General features: G+C 73.5%; 19 protein-coding genes. 15 read left to right on the forward strand and 4 right to left on the reverse strand.

The window, feature by feature from the left end:
• Together ACIP8Z_RS36565 and ACIP8Z_RS36570 are read left to right on the forward strand one after the other, a co-directional pair.
• Positions 1 to 771, forward strand: coding sequence for a M23 family metallopeptidase (locus tag ACIP8Z_RS36565; RefSeq protein WP_402091123.1), 771 nt, complete (start codon positions 1 to 3; stop codon positions 769 to 771).
• Positions 772 to 995: 224 nt separating this feature from the next.
• Positions 996 to 1,679, forward strand: a complete 684-nt coding sequence (locus tag ACIP8Z_RS36570; RefSeq protein ID WP_402091125.1) for a GntR family transcriptional regulator — start codon at positions 996 to 998, stop codon at positions 1,677 to 1,679.
• Positions 1,680 to 1,845: 166 nt separating this feature from the next.
• Here the strand turns inward: ACIP8Z_RS36570 and ACIP8Z_RS36575 are convergent, their stop codons facing one another.
• Positions 1,846 to 2,127: an HPr family phosphocarrier protein gene (locus ACIP8Z_RS36575; protein WP_015036698.1), complete on the reverse strand. Its 282-nt coding sequence runs from the start codon at positions 2,125 to 2,127 to the stop codon at positions 1,846 to 1,848.
• Positions 2,128 to 2,369: 242 nt separating this feature from the next.
• On the opposite strand from ACIP8Z_RS36575, the gene ACIP8Z_RS36580 reads away from it, so the two are divergent.
• From ACIP8Z_RS36580 to ACIP8Z_RS36605, 6 genes are all read left to right on the forward strand, one after another.
• Positions 2,370 to 5,501, forward strand: a complete 3,132-nt coding sequence (locus ACIP8Z_RS36580) for a GNAT family N-acetyltransferase (protein WP_402091127.1) — start codon at positions 2,370 to 2,372, stop codon at positions 5,499 to 5,501.
• A 40-nt stretch (positions 5,502 to 5,541) separates the two neighbouring features.
• The gene (locus ACIP8Z_RS36585; protein ID WP_030325407.1) at positions 5,542 to 6,138 is read left to right on the forward strand and encodes a DUF5998 family protein; all 597 of its coding nucleotides are present in this window, start codon (positions 5,542 to 5,544) and stop codon (positions 6,136 to 6,138) included.
• Entirely contained in the window at positions 6,138 to 7,343 is a 1,206-nt protein-coding gene (locus tag ACIP8Z_RS36590; protein WP_402091129.1) for an alkaline phosphatase family protein, read from the forward strand. The genes ACIP8Z_RS36585 and ACIP8Z_RS36590 overlap by 1 nt, the downstream gene beginning before the upstream one ends.
• 58 nt (positions 7,344 to 7,401) lie before the next feature.
• Positions 7,402 to 8,049, forward strand: a complete 648-nt coding sequence (locus ACIP8Z_RS36595) for a thymidine kinase (protein ID WP_318207479.1) — start codon at positions 7,402 to 7,404, stop codon at positions 8,047 to 8,049.
• A gap of 102 nt (positions 8,050 to 8,151) precedes the next feature.
• Entirely contained in the window at positions 8,152 to 8,586 is a 435-nt protein-coding gene (locus tag ACIP8Z_RS36600; RefSeq protein ID WP_402091131.1) for a hypothetical protein, read from the forward strand.
• Between the two features lie 203 nt (positions 8,587 to 8,789).
• Positions 8,790 to 9,152, forward strand: coding sequence for a hypothetical protein (locus ACIP8Z_RS36605; RefSeq protein ID WP_402091134.1), 363 nt, complete (start codon positions 8,790 to 8,792; stop codon positions 9,150 to 9,152).
• Between the two features lie 126 nt (positions 9,153 to 9,278).
• On the opposite strand, the gene ACIP8Z_RS36610 is transcribed toward ACIP8Z_RS36605, so the two are convergent.
• Positions 9,279 to 12,326, reverse strand: a complete 3,048-nt coding sequence (locus ACIP8Z_RS36610) for a BTAD domain-containing putative transcriptional regulator (protein ID WP_402091136.1) — start codon at positions 12,324 to 12,326, stop codon at positions 9,279 to 9,281.
• 193 nt (positions 12,327 to 12,519) lie between these two features.
• On the opposite strand from ACIP8Z_RS36610, the gene ACIP8Z_RS36615 reads away from it, so the two are divergent.
• Both ACIP8Z_RS36615 and ACIP8Z_RS36620 read left to right on the forward strand, forming a co-directional pair.
• Positions 12,520 to 13,905: a helix-turn-helix domain-containing protein gene (locus ACIP8Z_RS36615; protein WP_402091139.1), complete on the forward strand. Its 1,386-nt coding sequence runs from the start codon at positions 12,520 to 12,522 to the stop codon at positions 13,903 to 13,905.
• 89 nt (positions 13,906 to 13,994) lie between these two features.
• Positions 13,995 to 14,918, forward strand: coding sequence for an ornithine carbamoyltransferase (locus tag ACIP8Z_RS36620; protein WP_402091141.1), 924 nt, complete (start codon positions 13,995 to 13,997; stop codon positions 14,916 to 14,918).
• 90 nt (positions 14,919 to 15,008) lie between these two features.
• Here the strand turns inward: ACIP8Z_RS36620 and ACIP8Z_RS36625 are convergent, their stop codons facing one another.
• Entirely contained in the window at positions 15,009 to 15,221 is a 213-nt protein-coding gene (locus ACIP8Z_RS36625; RefSeq protein ID WP_055602877.1) for an MbtH family NRPS accessory protein, read from the reverse strand.
• A 157-nt stretch (positions 15,222 to 15,378) separates the two neighbouring features.
• Positions 15,379 to 15,648 carry a hypothetical protein gene (locus ACIP8Z_RS36630; RefSeq protein WP_266970030.1) on the reverse strand — a complete coding sequence of 90 codons (270 nt, stop codon included), beginning with the start codon at positions 15,646 to 15,648 and terminating at the stop codon, positions 15,379 to 15,381.
• 261 nt (positions 15,649 to 15,909) lie between these two features.
• Between ACIP8Z_RS36630 and ACIP8Z_RS36635 the strand changes: the two genes are divergently transcribed.
• The 5 genes from ACIP8Z_RS36635 to ACIP8Z_RS36655 form a co-directional block, all read left to right on the forward strand.
• Complete coding sequence (locus ACIP8Z_RS36635) at positions 15,910 to 16,515, forward strand: cobalamin B12-binding domain-containing protein (protein WP_402091143.1); 606 nt, start codon at positions 15,910 to 15,912, stop codon at positions 16,513 to 16,515.
• Positions 16,512 to 17,819 carry a methylaspartate mutase gene (locus ACIP8Z_RS36640; RefSeq protein ID WP_402091145.1) on the forward strand — a complete coding sequence of 436 codons (1,308 nt, stop codon included), beginning with the start codon at positions 16,512 to 16,514 and terminating at the stop codon, positions 17,817 to 17,819. Before ACIP8Z_RS36635 ends, ACIP8Z_RS36640 begins: the two co-directional genes overlap by 4 nt.
• A gap of 2 nt (positions 17,820 to 17,821) precedes the next feature.
• Positions 17,822 to 18,838: an asparagine synthetase A gene (locus tag ACIP8Z_RS36645; RefSeq protein ID WP_402091148.1), complete on the forward strand. Its 1,017-nt coding sequence runs from the start codon at positions 17,822 to 17,824 to the stop codon at positions 18,836 to 18,838.
• Positions 18,835 to 20,130 (forward strand): glutamate synthase-related protein, encoded by a 1,296-nt coding sequence (locus ACIP8Z_RS36650; RefSeq protein WP_402091150.1) that lies wholly within the window; start codon positions 18,835 to 18,837, stop codon positions 20,128 to 20,130. Before ACIP8Z_RS36645 ends, ACIP8Z_RS36650 begins: the two co-directional genes overlap by 4 nt.
• Positions 20,131 to 20,235: 105 nt before the next feature.
• The coding region (locus tag ACIP8Z_RS36655; protein ID WP_402091152.1) for an AMP-binding protein at positions 20,236 to 20,645 on the forward strand (410 nt) is incomplete at its 3' end.

Here is a 20,645-nt window from a genome sequence, read left to right on the forward strand (position 1 = left end):
ATGGCGTTCACCCGTGCCACCGGGAAGCATCGTGCTCCGAGCCGGATGGCGCGCCGCGGCGTGGGCATCGCCGGCGCGGCGACGCTCGCCACCACCGGCGTCATCGGAACCCTCGCTTCCCCGGCGCTCGCCGCCGACACGGACCACCGCTCGCTGGAGGACACCGGTCTCACCAAGGTGATCACCGAGGACTCGCTCGCCGAGCGGATCGACGCCCAGGCCGCCGCCCAGGAGCAGGAGGCCTTCGAGGTCGCCGCCAAGGCGAAGGCCAAGGCCGAGGCGAAGCGCAAGGCCGAGGCCCGTGCCAAGGAGATCCGCGAGGCCGAGCAGCGCGCGGCCCGTGAGGCCGAGCGTCGCCGCCTGGCCTCCTTCCAGCTGCCCGTCGAGGGCACGTACGTGTCCACCGGTTACAAGACCGGCGGCTCGCTCTGGTCCTCCGGCAGCCACTCCGGCATCGACTTCCACGCCGCCTACGGCAGCAACGTCGTCTCCGTCGGCTCGGGCACCGTCGTCGAGGCCGGCTGGGGCGGCGCGTACGGCAACAACATCGTCATCCGGATGAACGACGGCACGTACACCCAGTACGGTCACCTCTCCTCCATCGGGGTCTACGTCGGCCAGAGCGTCGAGCCGGGTCAGCGGATCGGCATCTCGGGCTCGACCGGGAACTCGACCGGACCGCACCTCCACTTCGAGGCGCGGACGACGTCCGAGTACGGCTCCGACATCAACCCGATCGCGTACCTGCGCGCCCGCGGCGTCAACGTCTGATCCAGGACGGATCCAGGACGCCCCTCGCGCAGGGGCGGAGCTTCCGCCCCCCCCGCATCGCAAAAGCCCCGGCTCGTACAGAGCCGGGGCTTTTCGTCGGTCCCGCGACATCGATATTCCGCCGGGGCATCGGAAATTCCGGCGTGCTGCAATAGAGTCGCAGATCGGGCGCAGAACAGGCGCCGTCGGAATTGACTCGCGCAGACCAAAGGCGGAGGTCGGACATGCGCATTCCCGCGCACTCGGTATGCACGGCGATCCGGGACGACATCGTCTCCGGCGTCTTCGAGCGGGGCAGCCGGCTGACCGAGGACCAACTGGCCCGCCGGTACGGGGTCTCCCGCGTCCCGGTCCGCGAGGCCCTGCGCACCCTGGAGTCCGAGGGCTTCGTCGTCTCCCGACGCCACGCCGGGGCGCATGTCGCCGAGCCCACCGAGCAGGAGGCCGCCGATCTGCTCGACATGCGGGCGCTGCTCGAACCGCTGGGGGCGGCCCGCGCCGCCCAGCGGCGCACGGAGGCTCACCTCAAGGTGCTGCGCGGGCTGGTCAGGCTGGGGCAGGAGCGGGCCAGGCGCGGCCAGGGCGACGATCTGCGCTCACTCGGCGGCTGGTTCCACGAGACGCTCGCGCAGGCCTCCGGCAGCCCGGCCCTGACGGCGCTGCTGACCCAGCTACGGCACAAGATCGCCTGGATGTACGCGGTCGAGCAGCCCGAGCGGCCGGTGGAGGCCTGGGCCGAGCACGGCGCGATCGTGGACGCCGTGGCGCGCGGTGACGCCGAGCGGGCGCGGTCGCTGACCGCGCTGCACGCGGAGCGCTCCCAGTCGCTGCACCGCCTCAAGCGGCCGGACCGCGGGCGTGTGAGGGTTTCGCAACACGCAGTCAACACGGCGAGTTCCCGGAATTAACGTGCGCATCGTATACATGGAATAGGAATTCGGTGCTGCTGCTCCGTGCTGCCCTGAAAGGGCGGCGGTGGAAAAGCGAAAGGCCGTGACCGCCGGAATTCCGGCGGTCACGGCCTTTCGTCGTACAGGGGTCGTGCAGAGGTCGTTCAGAGAGGGACGACCCGGATCAGACGGTCTCGGGGAGCTCGTCCAGGCCCTCGGCGACCAGCTTCGCCAGGCGGTCCAGAGCGGCCTCGGCGCCGTCGGCCTCCGAAGCGAGGACGATCTCCTCGCCGCCCTGTGCGCCCAGGCCGAGCACGGCGAGCATGGAGGCGGCGTTCACCGGGGTGCCGTCGGACTTGGCGATCGTCACCGGAACGCCGGAAGCCGTGGCGGCACGGACGAAGATGGACGCGGGGCGGGCGTGCAGGCCCTCGGCCCAGCCGACGTTGACGCGGCGCTCAGCCATGGTGTTGCCCTTCAAGTCTCAAGCGGGTTGTCTAGACCAGTCTCTCACGGGATGCTGCGTGCTCGCGCCGACCTTCGGCCCGGATCGGACCGCCGTTCGGCCCTTCCTCGCCGAGCGCGGCGTGCTCCTACCTTGCACGGCGGACCCCCGCCGCGCGAGCGGTGCCGCGGCCGTGTCGCGGCCGGTGCCATCGCCGTGGCGCGACCCGTGCCACCACCGTGCCGCGGCCGTAGGCTGACCCCATGCAGAGCGCGTCGGACCAGCCGCCGGAGCACGACTACCCCGACCACTGGGAAGCGGACGTGGTGCTCCGCGACGGCGGCACCGCGCGCATCCGGCCCATCACGGCCGACGACGCCGACCGCCTCGTCAGCTTCTACGAGCAGGTCTCGGACGAGTCGAAGTACTACCGGTTCTTCGCCCCCTACCCGCGGCTGTCCGCCAAGGACGTGCACCGCTTCACCCACCACGACTTCGTGGACCGGGTCGGCCTCGCGGCGACCGTGGGCGGCGAGTTCATCGCCACCGTGCGCTACGACCGCATCAACGACCGGGGCCTGCCCGCCTCCGCCCCGGCCGACGAGGCCGAGGTCGCCTTCCTCGTCCAGGACGCCCATCAGGGACGCGGCGTCGCCTCCGCCCTCCTCGAACACATCGCGGCCGTCGCGCGCGAGCGGGACATCCGGCGCTTCGCCGCCGAGGTGCTCCCCGCCAACACCAAGATGATCAAGGTGTTCACGGACGCGGGCTACACCCAGAAGCGCAGCTTCGAGGACGGGTCCGTACGGCTCCACCTCGACCTCGAACCCACCGACCGCTCCCTCGCCGTGCAGCGCGCGCGGGAGCAGCGGGCCGAGGCCCGCTCCGTGCAACGCCTCCTCACCCCCCGGTCCGTGGCCGTCGTCGGCGCCGGGCGCGCACCGGGCGGCGTCGGCAGGACCGTCCTCCGCAACCTCCTCGGGGCCGGGTTCACCGGACGCGTGTACGCGGTCAACGCCGCGCTCGCCGGGAACGACGGGCCCGTCGAGTTCGACGGCGTCCCCGCCCACCCCTCCGTCGCCGCCATCGGCGACCCCGTCGACCTCGCGATCGTCGCCGTCCCCGCCGAACGGGTGCCGGAAGTCGTCGCCGACTGCGGCGAGCACGGCGTCCAGGGCCTGGTCGTCCTCTCCGCCGGATACGCCGAGAGCGGGGCCGAGGGGCGCGAGCGGCAGCGCCAGCTGGTCCGGCAGGCCCGCTCGTACGGCATGCGGATCATCGGACCGAACGCCTTCGGGATCATCAACACCGCCGCCGACGTCCGGCTCAACGCCTCCCTCGCCCCGCAGATGCCGGCCGCCGGGCGGATCGGTCTCTTCACCCAGTCCGGCGCGATCGGCATCGCCCTCCTCGCCGGTCTGCACCGGCGGGGCGCCGGGCTCTCCTCCTTCATCTCGGCCGGCAACCGCGCCGACGTCTCCGGCAACGACTTCCTCCAGCACTGGTACGACGACCCCGGCACCGATGTCGTCCTGCTCTACCTGGAGTCGATCGGCAACCCCCGGAAGTTCACCCGGCTCGCGCGCCGCACCGCCGCCGTCAAGCCGGTCGTCGTCGTCAAGGGCGCCCGGCACAGCGGCAGCGCGCCGCCCGGCCACCGCGTGCCCGTCACCCGTATCCCGCACGCCACGGTCTCCGCGCTGCTCCGCCAGGCCGGCGTCATCCGCGTCGACACCGTCACCGAGCTGGTGGACGCCGGAGTGCTGCTCGCCGCCCAGCCGCTGCCCGCCGGGCCCCGGGTCGCGATCCTCGGCAACTCCGAGTCCCTGGGCCTCCTCACGTACGACGCCTGCCTGACGGAGGGGCTGCGCCCGCTGCGGCCGCTCGACCTCACCACGGCGGCGGAACCGGCGGACTTCCGGGACGCCCTCGTGGCGGCGCTCGCGGACGAGACCTCCGACGCGGTCGTCGTGAACGCGATCCCGTGGGTCGGCGAGAACGGCGCCACCGAGTTCGGCGACGGAGAGGTCCTCGCGGCCTCCCTCCGCGAAGCCGTCGCCTCCGCCCAGGCCCCCACGAAGCCGGTCGTCGTCGTCCACGTGGAGATGGGCGGCCTCGCGGAGGCGCTCGCGGTCGCCACGAGCACCCGCCCGACGGCCCCGGGCCGGGGCGCGGCGGCCGCCGCGGGACCCCGGCCGTCCGGGCCCCCGGCCGGACCGGGGGCCGGGACCGCCGTCCCCGGGATCGTCCCCGGCGCCGAGCAGGCCGGCCCCGGGCCCGCCGTGCCCGGGGCCGAGACCACCGGCCTCCGGCCAGACACCCGCGGGGCGGGCCCCGGGCCGGCCGGCCGGGGTGTGGGCGGCGCCGTGTCCGCCGTCGGCGTCCAGGGAGCGGCCGCAAGCGCGCCGGCCCTCGCCCCCGGCGCCCCGGGAGCGACCCCGCCCGCAGCGGCACCTGCCCCCGCGTCCGGCGCCGGGTCCGTCGCTGCCGACGGCGACCCGGCGGCCGCGCCCGTCCCGCCCGCCACCATCCCCTCCTACCCCGCCGCCGAGCGGGCCGTGCGGGCGCTGGCCGAGGCCGTGCGGTACGGGCAGTGGCGGCGGCAGGCCGCCGAGCCCGGGCGGGTGCCCGAGTACGAGGACATCGACGAGCCGGGGGCCGCCGCGCTCATCGAGCGGGTGCTCGGCGGCGACGACGCCGACCCGCGCGGTGTGACCCTCGACACCGCGCAGGCGGGGGAACTGCTCGCCCGGTACGGCATCGCCGTCCTGCCCACGCTGCCCGCGCCCACCCCCGACGCCGCCGTCGCGGCCGCCGGCCGCCTCGGCTACCCGGTCGCCCTCAAGACGACCGCGCCGCACCTCCGCCACCGCCCCGATCTCGGGGGCGTACGGCTCGATCTGGCGTCCGAGGAACAGCTCCGAACCGCCTACGCCGAGCTGACCGAGGTCCTCGGCAAGCCCGAGGAGCTCCAGCCGGTCGTCCAGGCGATGGTGCCCCGCGGGGTCGACACCGTCGTCCGCTCCGCCATCGACCCGGCCGTCGGCGCCGTCCTCTCCTTCGGTCTCGCGGGCGCCGCGTCCGAGCTGCTCGGCGACACGGCCCACCGGCTGGTGCCGGCCACCGACCGGGACGTCGCCGAACTGATCCGCTCCCTCCGCACCGCCCCACTGCTGTTCGGCTGGCGCGGCTCCGCCCCCGTCGACACCCCGGCCCTCGAAGAGGTCCTGCTCAGGGTGTCCCGCCTGGTCGACGACCACCCCGAGGTGGTCGCCGTCTCCCTGGAGCCGGTGGTCGTGGCACCACGCGGACTGTCCGTCCTCGGCGCCACCGTCCGGCTGGCCCCGCCGCCGCCCCGCACCGACCTCGGCCCGCGCAGCCTGCCGAGCTACTGAAGGGCCTGAGGGGGCCCCACGGCCCCGTAGGATGGATTCCATGGCGAAGACCGGTACGACGACCCAGGGGCTGCGCGCGGCGATCGAGCGCAGCGGCTACTACCCGGCCCTCGTGGCCGAGGCGGTGGAGGCCGCTGTCGGCGGCGAGGCCGTCGCGTCGTACGTCGTGCACCAGGAGACCACCTTCGACGCCAACGAGGTCCGGCGCCACGTCACCGTCCTCGTGCTGACGCCGCACCGCTTCATCGTCAGCCACACCGACGAGCAGGCCGCCGACACCAGCTCCCCGACGCCGTACGCCACGACGTCCACCGAGTCCGTGAAGCTCGACCGGATCTCGTCGGTCGTCGTCAGCCGTGTCGTCGCCAACCCGGAGTCGTACACCCCGGGCACGCTGCCCCGCGAGGTGGTCCTCACCATCGGCTGGGGTGCCGTCTCCCGCATCGACCTGGAGCCCGCCGCCTGCGGCGACGCCAACTGCGACGCCGACCACGGCTACACGGGCAACGCCACCGCCGACGACCTCAGCCTCCGGGTGAGCGAGGCCGGGGACGGCCCGGACACCGTCCGGCAGACCCTCGTCTTCGCCCAGGCCCTGTCCGAAGCCATCGCGGCCACCGCCGCCCCGACGCGCTGATGGTGCAGCCGACCGCCGTGACGCACGGCTGGCCCGACGACCCGGTTCCGCTCGCCCCGGAGACCGCGCCGGTCCCCGAGTACGGCTTCGGCTCCCTCGGCGACGTGCTGCCGACGCTCGTCGCCGGCCAGGGCGTGCCCGGGTGCGACGCCCGGATCGCCGAGCTCTCCCCGGCAGACCGGAACTGCGTCTTCCTGATCGACGGGCTCGGCTGGGAGCAGATCAGGGCCCACCCGGACGAGGCCCCCTATCTGACCTCGCTCCTCGGCTCCTCGCGCGGGGGCACCGGCCGCCCGATCACCGCCGGGTTCCCCGCCACCACGGCGACCTCGCTCGCCTCCGTCGGCACCGGCCGTCACCCCGGTACGCACGGGCTGCCCGGCTACACCGTGCGCAACCCCGACACCGGCGAGCTGATGAACCAGCTCCGCTGGAAGCCGTGGACCGCGCCGCACGCCTGGCAGCCGTACCCCACCGTCTTCCAGCTCGCCCACGAGGCCGGGATCCACACCGCCCAGGTGTCCTCCCCGATCTTCGAGCAGACCCCGCTCACCAAGGTCGCGCTCAGCGGGGGAACGTTCCACGGGCGGCTCTCCGGCGAGGAGCGCATGGACTTCGCCGCCGAGCAGCTCGCCGCCGGCGACCGCTCGCTGGTCTACACGTACTACAGCGAACTCGACGGCGCGGGCCACCGCTTCGGCATCGACTCCGACGCCTGGCGCGGCCAGCTGATGTTCGTCGACCGGCTCGTGCAGCGGCTCGCCGAGCAGCTGCCGCCCCGCTCGGCGCTGTACGTCACGGCCGACCACGGCATGGTCGACATCCCCTTCGACGAGCAGCACCGCATCGACTTCGACGAGGACTGGGAGCTCCGCGCGGGCGTCGCCCTCCTCGGCGGCGAGGGACGTGCCCGGCACGTCTACGCCGTGCCCGGCGCCGAGGCGGATGTCCTCACCTGCTGGCGCGAGGTGCTCGGCGAGCAGTTCTGGGTCGCGAGCCGCGACGAGGCGATCTCGCTCGGCTGGTTCGGCGACGAGATCGACGAGCGCGTGTACGGGCGGATCGGCGACGTCGTCGCCGGGGCCCACGACGACGTGGCGATCACCGCCTCCGTGCACGAGCCGCACGAGTCCGCGATGGTCGGCATGCACGGGTCCATGACCCCCGCGGAGCAGCTCGTCCCGCTGCTCGAAGTCCGCTCCTGAACCCTCCGGAACTCCGGACCCCTTCCCCCTCCACGACCTGAAAGGTCCCCGTCCCGTCATGCCCGAGCTGGTCTTCTTCTCCGGAACCATGGACTGCGGGAAGAGCACCCTGGCACTCCAGATCGCCCACAACCGTGACGCGCGAGGGCTCCAGGGCGTGATCTTCACCCGTGACGACCGGGCGGGCGAGGGCAAGCTCTCCTCCCGGCTCGGCCTGGTGACGGAGGCCGTCGAGGCACCGCAGGGCATGGACCTGTACGCGTACCTCGTCGCCCAGCTCTCCCAGGGAGGCAAGGCCGACTACGTGATCGTCGACGAGGCCCAGTTCCTCGCCCCGGAGCAGATCGACCAGCTCGCCCGGGTCGTCGACGACCTCGGTCTCGACGTCTTCGCCTTCGGCATCACCACCGACTTCAGGACCAAGCTGTTCCCCGGCTCGCAGCGGCTCATCGAGCTGGCGGACCGCATCGAGCAGCTCCAGGTCGAGGCGCTGTGCTGGTGCGGTGCCCGCGCCACGCACAACGCCCGCACGGTGGGCGGCGAGATGGTCGTCGAGGGCGAGCAGGTCGTCGTCGGCGACGTGAACCGCCCGGCCGAGGAGATCGGTTACGAGGTGCTCTGCCGGCGCCATCACCGGCGACGGATGACCTCCGCATCGGCCCGGGCGGGGGCCCTCTCCCCGGACGTGCTGCCGGTCAACGGCTGAACCTCGCGGGGCCGGGCCCGTACGACGGGACCGGAGCGGGAGAGAAACGGTATCGGGGCGCTCGACTCTGGCGGAGTAGTTCTCTGCAGGAGGAGTCTTTCGATGAAACATCCCCCGGACCGGATCGACGTGGCCGAGGGGCTGCGCCACATCCTTCAGGAGCTGTCCGCCATCGAGCGGTCGGTCGAGGGTGAACGCGCGGGCCTGCCGGATGCCCGTACGGACGGAGAGGGGTCCTGGGACGGGCCCGAGTTCACCGTCGAGACCGTCAGCGACAACAGCATGCACACCGTGGTGGACATCAGGGCGCTGCGCGGTCCCGGCCAGCCCCCGGCCGACCGTGCCGGCCCCGACGAGGAAGAGGTCGCCGCGCTGCGCGCGACCGTGCGCGCGCTGCTCGATCTGGCGGACATCGGATCCGGGCGGGTGTGTACCACCGTGGCCCTCACCGAGCGGGGGCCACGGGTGGTCAGCTGTCGGCTGGGCGGCGGCGCGACCGTGTTCGCGCGCGAGCCGGGGGCGGGGGCGCCGGGCTGAGAGGGTCCGCCGGGAGCGCTTTCGGCGGACCGAGCGGGATTCCTCAGGAGGGTTGTACCCGGGCTGACCTGGCGTTCCCGGGTGCGTTCCCGTGCCGTACCGGAAGGCGGTATCGGCTCGGGAACGGTCCGGGAACGGGTCATCGGAGAGTACGTGGTGTCGGGAAGCAGAACCGGAGAAAACCACGTAAAGGGGATATGGCCATGGGACGCAAGTCGACTGGATTCGCCGGGATCGTCGTCGCCGCCGCTCTCGCCCTCGGGCTCGGGGTCACGGTGGATGCGGGTCACGAGCAGAGTCGGCCGGTCGGCGTGCAGGTCCAGGCCGACGACCAGGGTCCGACGGTGATCGGCAAGGGCGGTGTCGTCCAGGCGGGTGCGACGGACGACCAGGGTCCGACGGTGATCGGCAAGGGCGGCGTCGTCCAGGCCGGCGCGACCGACGACCAGGGCCCGACCGTCATCGGATCCCGAGTCGTCCAGGCCGGTGCCACCGACGACCAGGGCCCCACCGTGATCGGCAAGGGCGCGCCCACCGCCGGTGGTCAGAGCGTCCTCGCCGCCTGATTCCCGCCCCGTACGTCAGCTGCGTCGGCTACTACTTCAGCCACGCTGACTACGTCAGCTGCGTCGGCTACTTCAGTCACGCCGACCACGTCAGCCACGCCGGCCACCTCAGCTACGACGGCCACCTCAGCTACGACGGCGTTCCGCCGGGACGCCCATCTCGTCGAACAGATCCTCCGCCGAGCGCTCGTTGCGCTCCGCCTCCTCCGAGAGGCCGAGGGCGGCCTGGGCGCGGGCCATGCCGGACAGGGCGTAGGCCATCTCGATGCGGAAGTCGAGGGAGTGCGCCACCTCGTGGGCGCTCTCGTGCAGGCCGAGCGCCGCCACGTACTCCTTGCGCTTGTAGAGATAGCGGCCGACGGTGTTCTCGACCTTGGCCCGGCGCAGTGGAGAAACGTTTGGCCCGATGGTCTCCATGGCCCGGTCCGCATAGCGCACGGCCTGCTCGTCCCTGCCGAGACGCTGGGCGACCTCCGCGAGCAGCGCGAGGGCCAGGGCCACCTGCCCCGGGTCACTGTTCTCGGTGCACAGCGCCCGCGCCCGCGCGAGGCACGTGTCGGCGGCCTCGTTGTCGCCGAGGCAGGCATGGGCGAACGCCAGGTCCGTGAAGGCCACCAACTTGTTCTCGTGCTGGCCCAGTTCGTCGCAGAGCGCGATCGCCCGACGGGCCGCCGACGCCGCCTCCTCGTGCCGCCCCCACTGCTCGTACAGGGTGCTGAGCAGGGTGAGGCTCTCCGCTTCGGCGCGGCTGGCGCCCAGCTCCCGCTGGTGCGCGATCGACTTCTCCAGATGGGACAGCGCCTGCGGGAACCGGCCCAGCAGACTGTTGAGCTGGCCGAGGGCGCCCTCGCTGTGGGCCAACGTCTGGACGTCCCCGAGCCGTTCGGCCACGTCCCGGCCCTCCGTGGCGACCTCGATGCCCTCGGCGAAGCGGCCCAGCTTCCAGCACGCCACGCCCAGATTGGACAGGCTCACCCCCAGCAGCGGCAGCTCGCCGAGCCGGCGCGCGGCGGCCACCGCCAGGAGCCCCATCGAACGGAACTCTTCCAACTGGCCCCGCGCGCTGAGCTGGAAGGCCAGATTGCGGCTCAGGAACACGGTGTGGCGGTCATGTCCGAGCCGGTCGGCCAGACCCACCGCCCCGAGGAGCGACCCCTGCTCCCGCGCGAACCACAGCTCGGCCTGCTCGCTCTCCGGGAACCGCGGCAGCCGGGTGAGCCACGCGTCCGCGTCCTCCACCTCCGCCACCTCGGTGGGAATGCGGCGCCGGCCCGGGAACATCACCTGGCAGGCCGACTCCGTCGCCGCCAGGTAGTAGTCGAGCAGCCGGCGCGTCGACGCGGAGTCGTCCTCCTCCGTCGCCGCCGACCCGAGGCTCTGTGCGAAACTGCGCACCAGGTCGTGGAAGGTGTACAGGCCGATCTCCGGCTGCTGCAACAGATGGACGTCCAGAAGGAGTTCGAGGATGTCCTCGGCGTCGGCCGGATCGGTCTCCAGCAGGGCGGCCGCCGCGTACACGTCGAGGTCGCCGCCGGGATGCAGCGCCAGGCTGCGGAACGCCGTCCGGCAGTCCTGCTCCAGGGCCTGGTACGACAGGCGCAGGGTGGCGGCGACGCTGCGCTGCCCCGAGCTCAGCTCGTCCAGCCGGCGCGTCTCGTCGCGCAGCCGGTCGGCCAGGTAACGCAGCGTCCAGCGCGGCCTGTTGCGCAGCCGGGCGGTCGCGATCCGCAGCGCCAGGGGAAGGTGCCCGCACAGCCGGGCCAGTTCGGCCGCCGCCTCCGGCTCCGCCGTGTACCGCTGCTCGCCCAGCGTCTCCGCCATCAGCGCCGCGCACTCCGCGGGCGACATGACGTCGATCGAGATCCACTGCGCCGAGTCGAGGTCCACCAGACGGGCCCGGCTGGTGACGAGGACCAGGCAGCCGGGTGTGGTCGGCAGCAGCGGCCGTACGCCGTCGGCGTCGGCCGCGTTGTCGAGCAGGAGCAGCAGCCGCTTCCCGGTGACGGTCGACCGCCACAGCGCCGTACGGCCGGCGAGGTCCTCCGGGATGCGCGCGCCCGGCACGCCCAGGGCGCGTAACAGACTGTCGAGCGCCCCGCCGGCGGTCACCGGCTGCTCGCCGGGGGTGTAGCCGCGCAGGTCGATGTAGAGCTGGCCGTCGGGGAACTCGGCGGCCAGCGAGTGCGCCGCGTGCACGGCGAGGGAGGTCTTGCCGCTGCCGCCCATGCCGTCCAGGGCCACGATCCGGGAATGCCGCGCGCAGTCCCGGCCGGCCGAGTCGAGCAGCTCCCGCAGCTCGTCGCCGCGGCCGGTGAAGTCCGCCAGGTCGTACGGCAGGGTGCACGGCGCCTCCGTGGGCGCCGCCCCCGGCACGGCGGCCGGGGCCGCGACGGGCGGGGGAGCGGGGGCGGCCAGCTCCGGGCTGTCGCGCAGGATCCCCTCGTACACCTTGGTGAGCCGGGGGCCCGGGTCGACGCCCAGCTCCTCCACCAGGAGCTCGCGGACCCGGCTGTACTCCTCGAGCGCCTCGGCCTGCCGGCCCGAGCGGTACAGGGCGAGCATCAACTGGGCGCGCAGCGACTCGTGCAGGGGATGCGCCTGCACCAGATCCCGCAGATCGACGACGAGTTCCGCCGTCTCGCCGAGACCGAGGCGGAGCTCGAAGAGCTGCTCCGCGGCGGCGAGCCTGCGCTCCTCGAGCGCGGTGGCCGCCGCCTCGATCACCGGACCGCCCGCCCCCGACAGGATCGGGCCCCGCCACAGGCCGAGGGCCCGGCGCAGCGCCTCCACCGCGTCGCCCGCCCGGCCCTCGCCCGGAGCGTCCCGGGCCGTTTTCACCAGACCACCGAACTCCGTCAGGTCGAGCTGCTCCGGAGCGAGGACCACCCGGTATCCGGGGCCGTCGGTGACGATGACCTCGCTGCCCCCGGGGATGCGCCGACGCAGATCGGCGACCGCCTTGCGGACCTGGTGCGAGGCGGTCGCGGGCGGGTCCTCGGCCCAGGCCGACTCCACGAGCCGGCCGATCGTCAGTACCCGTCCGGGCTCCAGGAGCAGCGTCCCGAGCACGCGTTCCTGGATGAGGCCCCCCAGCCTCAGCCGGGAACCGTCGGCCCAGCCCTCCAGGGGGCCCAGCACGTTGAATCTCAGCGATGGCTCCTCGGCAGCGGTCATTGCCGCGAGCACCCCCCCAGGTCTCCCGCCCACGCCCTCGGCGCGGTGTTTGCGGATCCTAGCCCGTTCCCGTGACCCCCGGGAACGAGGCGGTACGGGATCGGTAAGCGGTCCCGCCACCGTATGACCCACGAGGCCGACTCCTTCACGGCCCTCGCGACTGAGGACCCCCCATGCAGCAAGGAGACTGGTCATGACCGAACAGGCATCGCCGGACGGGCTCGCCGAGCAGCTGCGGGCGGCACGGCAGTGGGCCGGCATCACCCAGGAACAGCTGGCCGGCCTGTCGACCGTCAGCGTGCGGGCCATCCGCGATCTGGAGCAGGGACGGGTGCGGCACCCGCGCCGGGAGACGCTCCGGCTGCTCGCCGGCGCCATGCGGCTGAGCGACGCCCGCCGCGCCGCCCTGGAGCTGGCCGTCGAAGGGGCGGAGGCCGGCACGGTGATGCGCGAGGCGTACGGCGCCGAACTGGCGCCGCCGCCGAAACCGCTCCGCAGACTCGTCGGCCGCGCCGAGGAACTCCGCGTCCTGACCGGTCTGCTGGCCACCGAGCACGAGCGGCTCCTCAGCGTGGTGGGCCTGGCCGGTGTGGGCAAGACCCGACTGGCCCAGGAGGCCGCCCTGTTGCTCCACGGCCGCGACCGGACCCCCGTCGTCTGGGTCGACATGACCGACTCCGCGCCGCCGGCGGCCGGGCCCGCAGGGACCCGCAGCCCGCGGTCCGCGCTGACGGGCTGGGCCCGCTCCCTGGCCCTCGGCGGCCGGGGCCTGGACGAACTCGCCTCCGTGATACGCGGCCGGGCCACCCTCCTCGTCCTCGACGGCCACGACACCGGGCCCCACCTCACGCCCCCGCTCCTCGAACTGCTGCACGTCTGCGAGCGCCTCAAGGTGCTGATCACCACGCGCGAGCCGCACCGCACCCCGGGCAACCGGATGCTGCCGCTCGGCCCGCTGCCCGTCCCCGACCCGGAGCCGGGGGAGTCCCCGGGCGGGGCGGAGGTGCCCGGCGTCTCCCTGACCGCCGGGGAGCCCGCCGTCGAGCTCATGCTGTCGTACGTCGGTCACATGCGCCCCGACCTGATGCCCGGCGACTCGCTGGTGCGCACGGTGGCCCGGATCAGCCGGGCCCTCGACGGGGTGCCACGGGCGATGGAGGCCGCCGCCTCCTGGCTGCTGCTGCGTTCTCCCGCGGAACTGCTGCGGATCGCGCGGACCACGCCCCTCGACGTCGTGGACGACGTGACCGCGGGGGACACCGGCGACGCGGGCGGCGAGGGACTCGCCGCGCTACTCGCGGCGGCCGTGGCCCGGCTCGACGACGGGCCGGCGGCGCTGCTCGGCGACCTGAGCCTCCTTCCCGACGGCTGGAGCGCCGACCAGGCCGCCGCCGGACTGTCCGCGACCCCGGCGGCCGTGGTGCGCGACGTCCACGCGCTGATGCTGCGCGGCCTCGTGCGGCGCCTTCCCGGCGAGGAGGACGGCGCCCCGAGGTTCGGGGTGCTCAACCTGGTGCGGCAGCTGGCCGCCGAACGCGCCGCCTCGCTCGTACCGGCGACGGCCCTCGTCTCCTCCTGAACGGACCCCGCTCTCCGTCCGTCTCCGCTTCCCGCTCCTCTTCTCTCTCCCTTCCCTCCTCCTCTTCCTCGAAGAAAGGCCCGTCCGCCATGCGCAACCTGATCTCGCTCGCCGACCTGAAGCCCGAGCAGCTCGCCCGTATCGTCGCCCGCGCCGTCGAGTTCGGCACCGGCTCAGTCGACGACAAGCCGCTGGCCGGACGCCAGGTCGGTGTCTACTTCCGCAAGTCGTCCACCCGGACCCGGACCTCGTTCTGGAGCGGCGCCACCCGGCTGGGCGCCGACGTCATCACCTTCGGCCCCGACGAACTCCAGCTGACCACCGGTGAGACCGTGGAGGACACCAGCCGCGTCCTCGGCCAGTACCTCGACGCGCTCGTCGTCCGCACCAACGGCGACGTCGCGGAGATGCGCCGCCTCGGCGGCAGCCCGGACCTCGCCGTGGTGAACGCCCTCAGCCTCGACGAGCACCCGACCCAGGCCATCGCCGACCTGACCACGCTCGCCGAGCACTTCGGGACGCTCTCCGGGCTCCATGTGCTCGTCGTCGGCGAGGGCAACAGCTCCGGCGCGGCGCTCGCGCTGGCCGGCGCGCTCACCCCCGGGCTGCGGATCACCCTGCTGAGCCCCGAGGGGTACGAGGTGCCCAAGAGCACCATGGACCTCGTCGACGAACTGAGCGGCGGCGACCACCAGGTGCGCCGGATCACCGACCCGGCCGAGGTCGAGGGCCCCGTCGACGCGGTCTACACGAGCCGCTGGCAGACCATGGGCGTGCCGAAGGCGGACCCGAACTGGCAGGCGGCGTTCGAGGGGTTCGCCATCGACCGCGCGTTCTTCGAGCGGTACAGCGGCCCGGACACCGTCTTCCTGCACGACCTGCCCGCGGTGCGCGGCCAGGAGGTCACCGACGAGGTCCTCGACGGTGAGCGCAGCCTCGCGTGGCGGCAAGCCCACCACAAGATGACGGCGGCGATGGCCGTACTGGAGTGGTGCGTGGTCGGCGAGCACTGAGCGGCAGGGGTCTGAAACGGACGGGGGCGGCGTCGGTACGGGTTCGTGGAACCCGGTACCGACGCCGCCCCCGCGTGTGCGCGACGGTCGTCAGCCGCCCATCGCGGCGACCACCGAACGGGGCCGCAGATCCGTCCAGTTGGCCTCGATGTACTCGGCGCACTCCTGCTTGCTGCCCTCCTCGCGGACCAGCTGCCAGCCCTCCGGTCGGCGGATCCGGGCGGGCCACAGCGAGTGCTGGCCCTCGTCGTTGGCCAGGACGACGAAACGGCCGTCGGCGTCGTCGAACGGATTGGTTGCCATGGCTTCACCTCTGTGGGTTCCGTGGAACGGGGATCCGGTGCCGCACCGGTGCCTCGACGCTACGAGACGGTGTCCGCCGGTTCGGGCAGCCGGGGCGGCAGTTGGGCGGCAGCCCGCCCGGGCCCGGTGCGCGGCGGCCGGCCCCGCGCGCGGGGTCCTAGACGAGGACGCGGGACACCTCGTTGGCGCGGGTCACGGCGATTCCGGTGGCGACCGCGGCGGCCCGCACCGAGCCGAGCGCCTCGCGCAGCAGCTCCGTGCGCAGCTGGGGCTGGTCCGCCAGCTCCGGCCGGTCGGCGTCGATCAGCTGCACCGCCGCCTCCAGTACGGCGAACTTGGCCTCGCCCAGGGGCTCGTGGCGGTCGGCATCGGTCATGACGTCGCGCAGGGCCGCGGCCAGTTCCGCGGCGGGGGCGATCTGGGACATGGGTCCACTCCTCAGGGTTCTCGGACGCGCGTGCTCCCGCGTTCCGCTCCGGCCGACGGGGCTTCGGAGCGGCGGATCTCGACTGTAGGGCGGGCCGGGAGGGCGGCGGCGACAGGCACCGGCAACTGCCGCCCGGCTGCCGCCCGGGGCGCCGGTCGGCGGGGTTCCGCGTTCCTACGATCGATGCCGAAGGGATGTTCCGAGCGATCCAGGACCTCCTTCTCCCACTTGTCATCCCACGATGTGGACGAAGAAGTGATGATGCAGACTGCGGAATGGGCGTCCCGAGAGAGATCCGGGCCGCTGGACGTCGTTGTCACCGGACTGCCGTCCGATGCGCACACCTGGAACCTCGTATTCATCCAGCTGCTGATCGAGGACCTGGGACACCACGTCATCAACCTGGGACCGTGCGTCCCCCAGGACGAGATCGTCGAATCCTGCGGCAAGTACCAGCCCGACCTGCTCGTGGTCAGCACCGTCAACGGCCACGGCTTCCAGGACGCCGACCAGCTCATCCGGGCGATCCGCTCGCGCTGGGAGCTGGCCGGCCTGCCCGCCGTCATCGGCGGCAAGCTCGGTGTCCTCGGCGCCGAGCAGCGGGCCGGGCACGGCCGCCGGCTCCGTGAGGCGGGCTTCGACGCGGTGTTCCAGGAGGACCCGGAGCAGGGCCAGGACGCGGGCCTCGGCGCCTTCGAGGCGTTCATCGCCCGACTGGACGCCGAGCGAGGCCCGGCCGCCCCGCTCCCGGGCGACGGCGCCCCGGCAGCCCCGCTGCCGGCCGACGGCTCTCCGGCCGCCGGCCGCGTCCCCGCCGACCTCGCCCCGGTGGCCTCCGCCGCCTCCCTCGAAGGGGTGGCAGGGTGACCTCCTTCGGCCGGTTCGTGGCCGCGTCCCACGCGCGGGGCGCCCTCGTGGTCCAGCCCCGCATGGGCTTCTCCGAGCCCGCCCGGATGAGGACCGGGCTCGCGGCCACCAAGGCCGCCACGGACGCCGTCGCCGGCACCCTCACCATCGACAGCTACACCCGGGTCTGCGACGAGCCCTCGGCCGTCCGCGCCCTGGGCGACGGCATCCCGCTCAACGGCTACCCGATCACCTCCTACAGCCCGGGCACCTCGCACTGGGTCCTGGACGGACTCGCGGACGAGACCTTCCCCGTCCAGGTCCGGCACGGCTCGGCACGGCCCCAGCGGATCGTCGCCGCGCTCGCCCGGCTCGGCCTCACCGCGACCGAGGGCGGACCCGTCTCGTACTGCCTGCCCTACGGCCGTACCCCGCTGGAGGACTCCGTCCGCAACTGGCGGGAGACCTGCGAGCAGTTGGCCGCCCTCCGCGCCGACGGCGCGGAACCCCACCTGGAGAGCTTCGGCGGCTGCATGCTCGGCCAGCTCTGCCCGCCGGGACTGCTCGTGGCGATCAGCGCCCTGGAGGGAGTCTTCTTCCACCGGGCCGGACTGCGGTCCGTCTCGCTCAGCTACGCCCAGCAGACCAACCCCGAGCAGGACCGGCAGGCGGTGCGCGCACTGCGCCGGCTCGCCGCCGAACTCCTTCCGGACACCGACTGGCACGTCGTCGTCTACACCTACATGGGCGTCTACCCGAGGACCACCCGCGGCGCCCACGCCCTCCTGGCGGACTCCGCGGAACTCGCGGTCCGGGCCGGCGGGCAGCGGCTCATCGTGAAGACCGCCGCCGAGGCCCACCGCATCCCGACCGTCGCCGAGAACGTCCGGGCCCTGCGCATCGCGACGGAGGCCGCCCGCCGGGCCGCCGCGACCGCGGGCGCCGAGGACGGGGACGACGAGGCGGGCAACCCCGTCTACGCGGAGGCCCGCGCACTCGTGGACGCCGTACTCGACCTGCACACCGACCCCGGCAGCGCGCTCCTGAAGGCCTTCGAGCGCGGCTACCTGGACGTCCCCTACTGCCTGCACCCCGACAACGCCGGCCGCTCCCGCAGCCACATCGACGCGGCGGGCCGCCTGACCTGGTCGAACATCGGGGCCATGCCCATCGGGCGGGTCGCCGGACGCAGCGGCGCCCGGCTCACCGCGACCGGACTCCATGACGCGCTGACCTTCGTACAGCGCCGATACGACCACCTCGACACCCGCACCGAGGACGTCGGCCCCACCCCCGTCGACGCCCCGCTCCTCCAGGAGGTATGACCATGACCGTCACCATCGCCGAGGCCGTGGACGAGGCGCTCCTGCCGTTCCCGTCCTCGCCCGACGCGCATCTGACCGATCCGCTGACCCGGGCCACCCTGCGCGTGCAGAGCCACATGCTCACCGCCACCCGCGCCTTCCTGACCGCCCGCGGCTTCCAAGAGCTGCTGCCGCCCATCATCGGCCCGGTCACCGACCCCGGCATCCGCGGCTCCAAGCAGGTGGACGTCGACTTCTACGGCCACAAGTACAAGATGATGACGAGCGCGATCCTCTACAAGCAGGCCTCGCTCCTCGCCTTCGACAAGATCTTCTACATCGCGCCCAACGTCCGTCTCGAACCCCTCGAAACGGCCGTCACGCACCGCCACCTCGCCGAGTTCCACCAGATCGACGTCGAGATCCGCGACGCCCGCCGCGAGGACGCGATGGACCTCGCCGAGCAGCTCGTCACCCATGTCGTCGCCGAGGTCGTCTCCCACATGCCGGCCGAACTCGACCTGCTGGGCCGGGACACCGACGCCCTGCGCGCGATCTTCGCCGGTGCCTTCGGTCGCGTCGGCCACCAGCAGTCCACCGCCGAGCTGATCGGCCTCGGCCACCCCCAGGACCCCGCCGCCGAGATCGACTGGCAGGGCGAGGAGATCGTCTCCGCCCGCGCGGAGCGCCCCTTCTTCATCACGGACTACCCCAAGGGCTCCCGCGGCTTCTACGACAAGGAGAACGCCGAACAGCCGGGCGTCCTGAGGAACTTCGACCTCATCGCCCCCGAGGGGTACGGCGAGCTCGCCAGCGGCAGCGAGCGGGAGCACGACTACGCCACCCTCGTCACCCGCATGCGGGAGACCGGCGAGAACCCCGCCAAGTACGGCTGGTACCTGGACCTGGCCCGCCGCGGCATCCCCGCCAGCTCCGGCTTCGGCATCGGCCTGGAGCGCTTCACCCGCTACGTCACCGGACGGCAGGCCGCCTGGCAGGCCAGCGCCTACCCGAAGCTCCCCGGGGTGGTGTCGGCGTGAGCACCGCACTCGTCGCGGACGGCTTCCCCGAGGAGCAGGTCCGGCAGCGCGCCCGGCACGGCGCCGGGGCCGTCTTCCCCGCCGAGGCGGGGTACGGCACCGGCCTCCTCGGCGCCGTACCCGGCCCGCACCGGGAGCGGGCCGCGTACGACCCGGACGACGTCCTCGAACGCATCCGGATCGTGCCGCCCGTCTTCATGCCCGAGCGGCTGAAGAAGCTCATCGACCTCGCCCGCGAACCGCTCTACAGCGACGTCGAACTCGACACCGTCATCGGCGGGTTCACCAGCCGGCTGCCGCTGTACGTGTCGGCCTTCGGCTCCACCCAGGTCGCCAGCCATGACCTCGGCGAGGCCGCGGGACGGCAGGCCGGAGCGCTCGGCATCCCCCTGGTCATCGGCGAGAACGTCGTCCCCGTCAACGGCTACCGCAGCGCCGGCGAGGCAGGTGCCTCCCCGCTGCTCGGCCGGATCGCCGCCTACGCCGAGGCGGCCGACGACGAGCACGGCGGCGTCGTCGTCCAGCAGTCCACCGAGGACGCCGACGCCGAGGTGTGGAACCTCGTCTACAGCGACCCGGTCACGGAACCCCTGCTCGCCACCGGCCGGCTCGCCTTCGAGCTCAAGGTCGGCCAGGGCGCCAAGCCCGGCCTCGGCGGGCTCACCCTGCTCAGCCGCGCGGCCTCGGCGCAGGTCGCCGAACAGTACGCCCTCGACGAGGTGTTCGGCGCCGACGGCGATCAGGTCCTCCGGGTCGCAAGCCCCGGCACCTTCACCGAGGAGATCCTGCGCCAGCAGATCCGCCTCATGCGCAACAACTTCCCCCGCGCCCGGGTGTGGGTGAAGCTCCACCCCGGCCGGGACGTGGCGCAGGCCGCGGCCACCGCCTGGGCGGCCGGCGCGGACTCCGTCACCGTCGACGGCGCGGAGGGCGGCACCGCCTGGGCCCCCACCGGCTTCCTCACCCACGTCGGCCTGCCCCTCGCCGACTGCCTGCGCCGCGTCGGACCCACCGACCACTGCCTCCTCGCCAGCGGACGCATGTGGGAGGGCACCAGGGCCGTCAAGGCCCTCGCGCTCGGCGCCCGCGCCGTCGGCCTCGGCCGCGCCGCACTCCTCGCCGTCGACGAGGACCGCGAGGCCGGTCTGACCCGGCTCGTGGAGGCCCTCGCCCTCGAACTGCGGATGCTGACCAGCGCGGTCGGCAAGTACCACGTGAACGCCCTGGCCCCGGAGGACCTGTTCCTACCGGACCGGTGGGAGCAGCCACCGGCCGTCCCCGGCGCCGCCTAGTCCGCCTCAGCACCACCTACGCGATTCCCAGTCGTGGCCGTACGGGATGTCCGGCACGCCGCGAGACCCGTACCCGCCCGAACCTTCGAGAATGGTGTCGAGAAGATGTCTCACCAGCACTCCGTCCAGGCTCCCGCCGTCGACATCGACGCGTACAACAGCACCGCCGTGCGGCTCCCCGAGGGCGCGCTGCACGAGTTGTTCGCCGCCCAGGCCGCACGGACGCCGGACGCCGTGGCGCTGGTGTGCGGGGAACGCGAACTCACCTACCGCGACCTGGACTCGGCCGCCACGGCCCTGGCGCACCGCCTGCGGGACCGGGGCGTCCGGCCCGGCGACGGCGTCGGCCTCTTCCAGGACCGCTCCCTCGCGTACGTCGTCGCGATGCTCGCCGTGCTCAAGGCGGGTGGCGCCTACGTACCGCTGGACCCGCGCCAGCCGGAGGAGCGGCGGGCGTTCATCCTCGCCGACACCGGGGCCGTACTCCTCCTCACCGACCGCGACGAGCGGGAGGT

The organism is Streptomyces sp. NPDC088553 (assembly GCF_044752965.1).
Classification (GTDB): Bacteria; Actinomycetota; Actinomycetes; order Streptomycetales; family Streptomycetaceae; genus Streptomyces.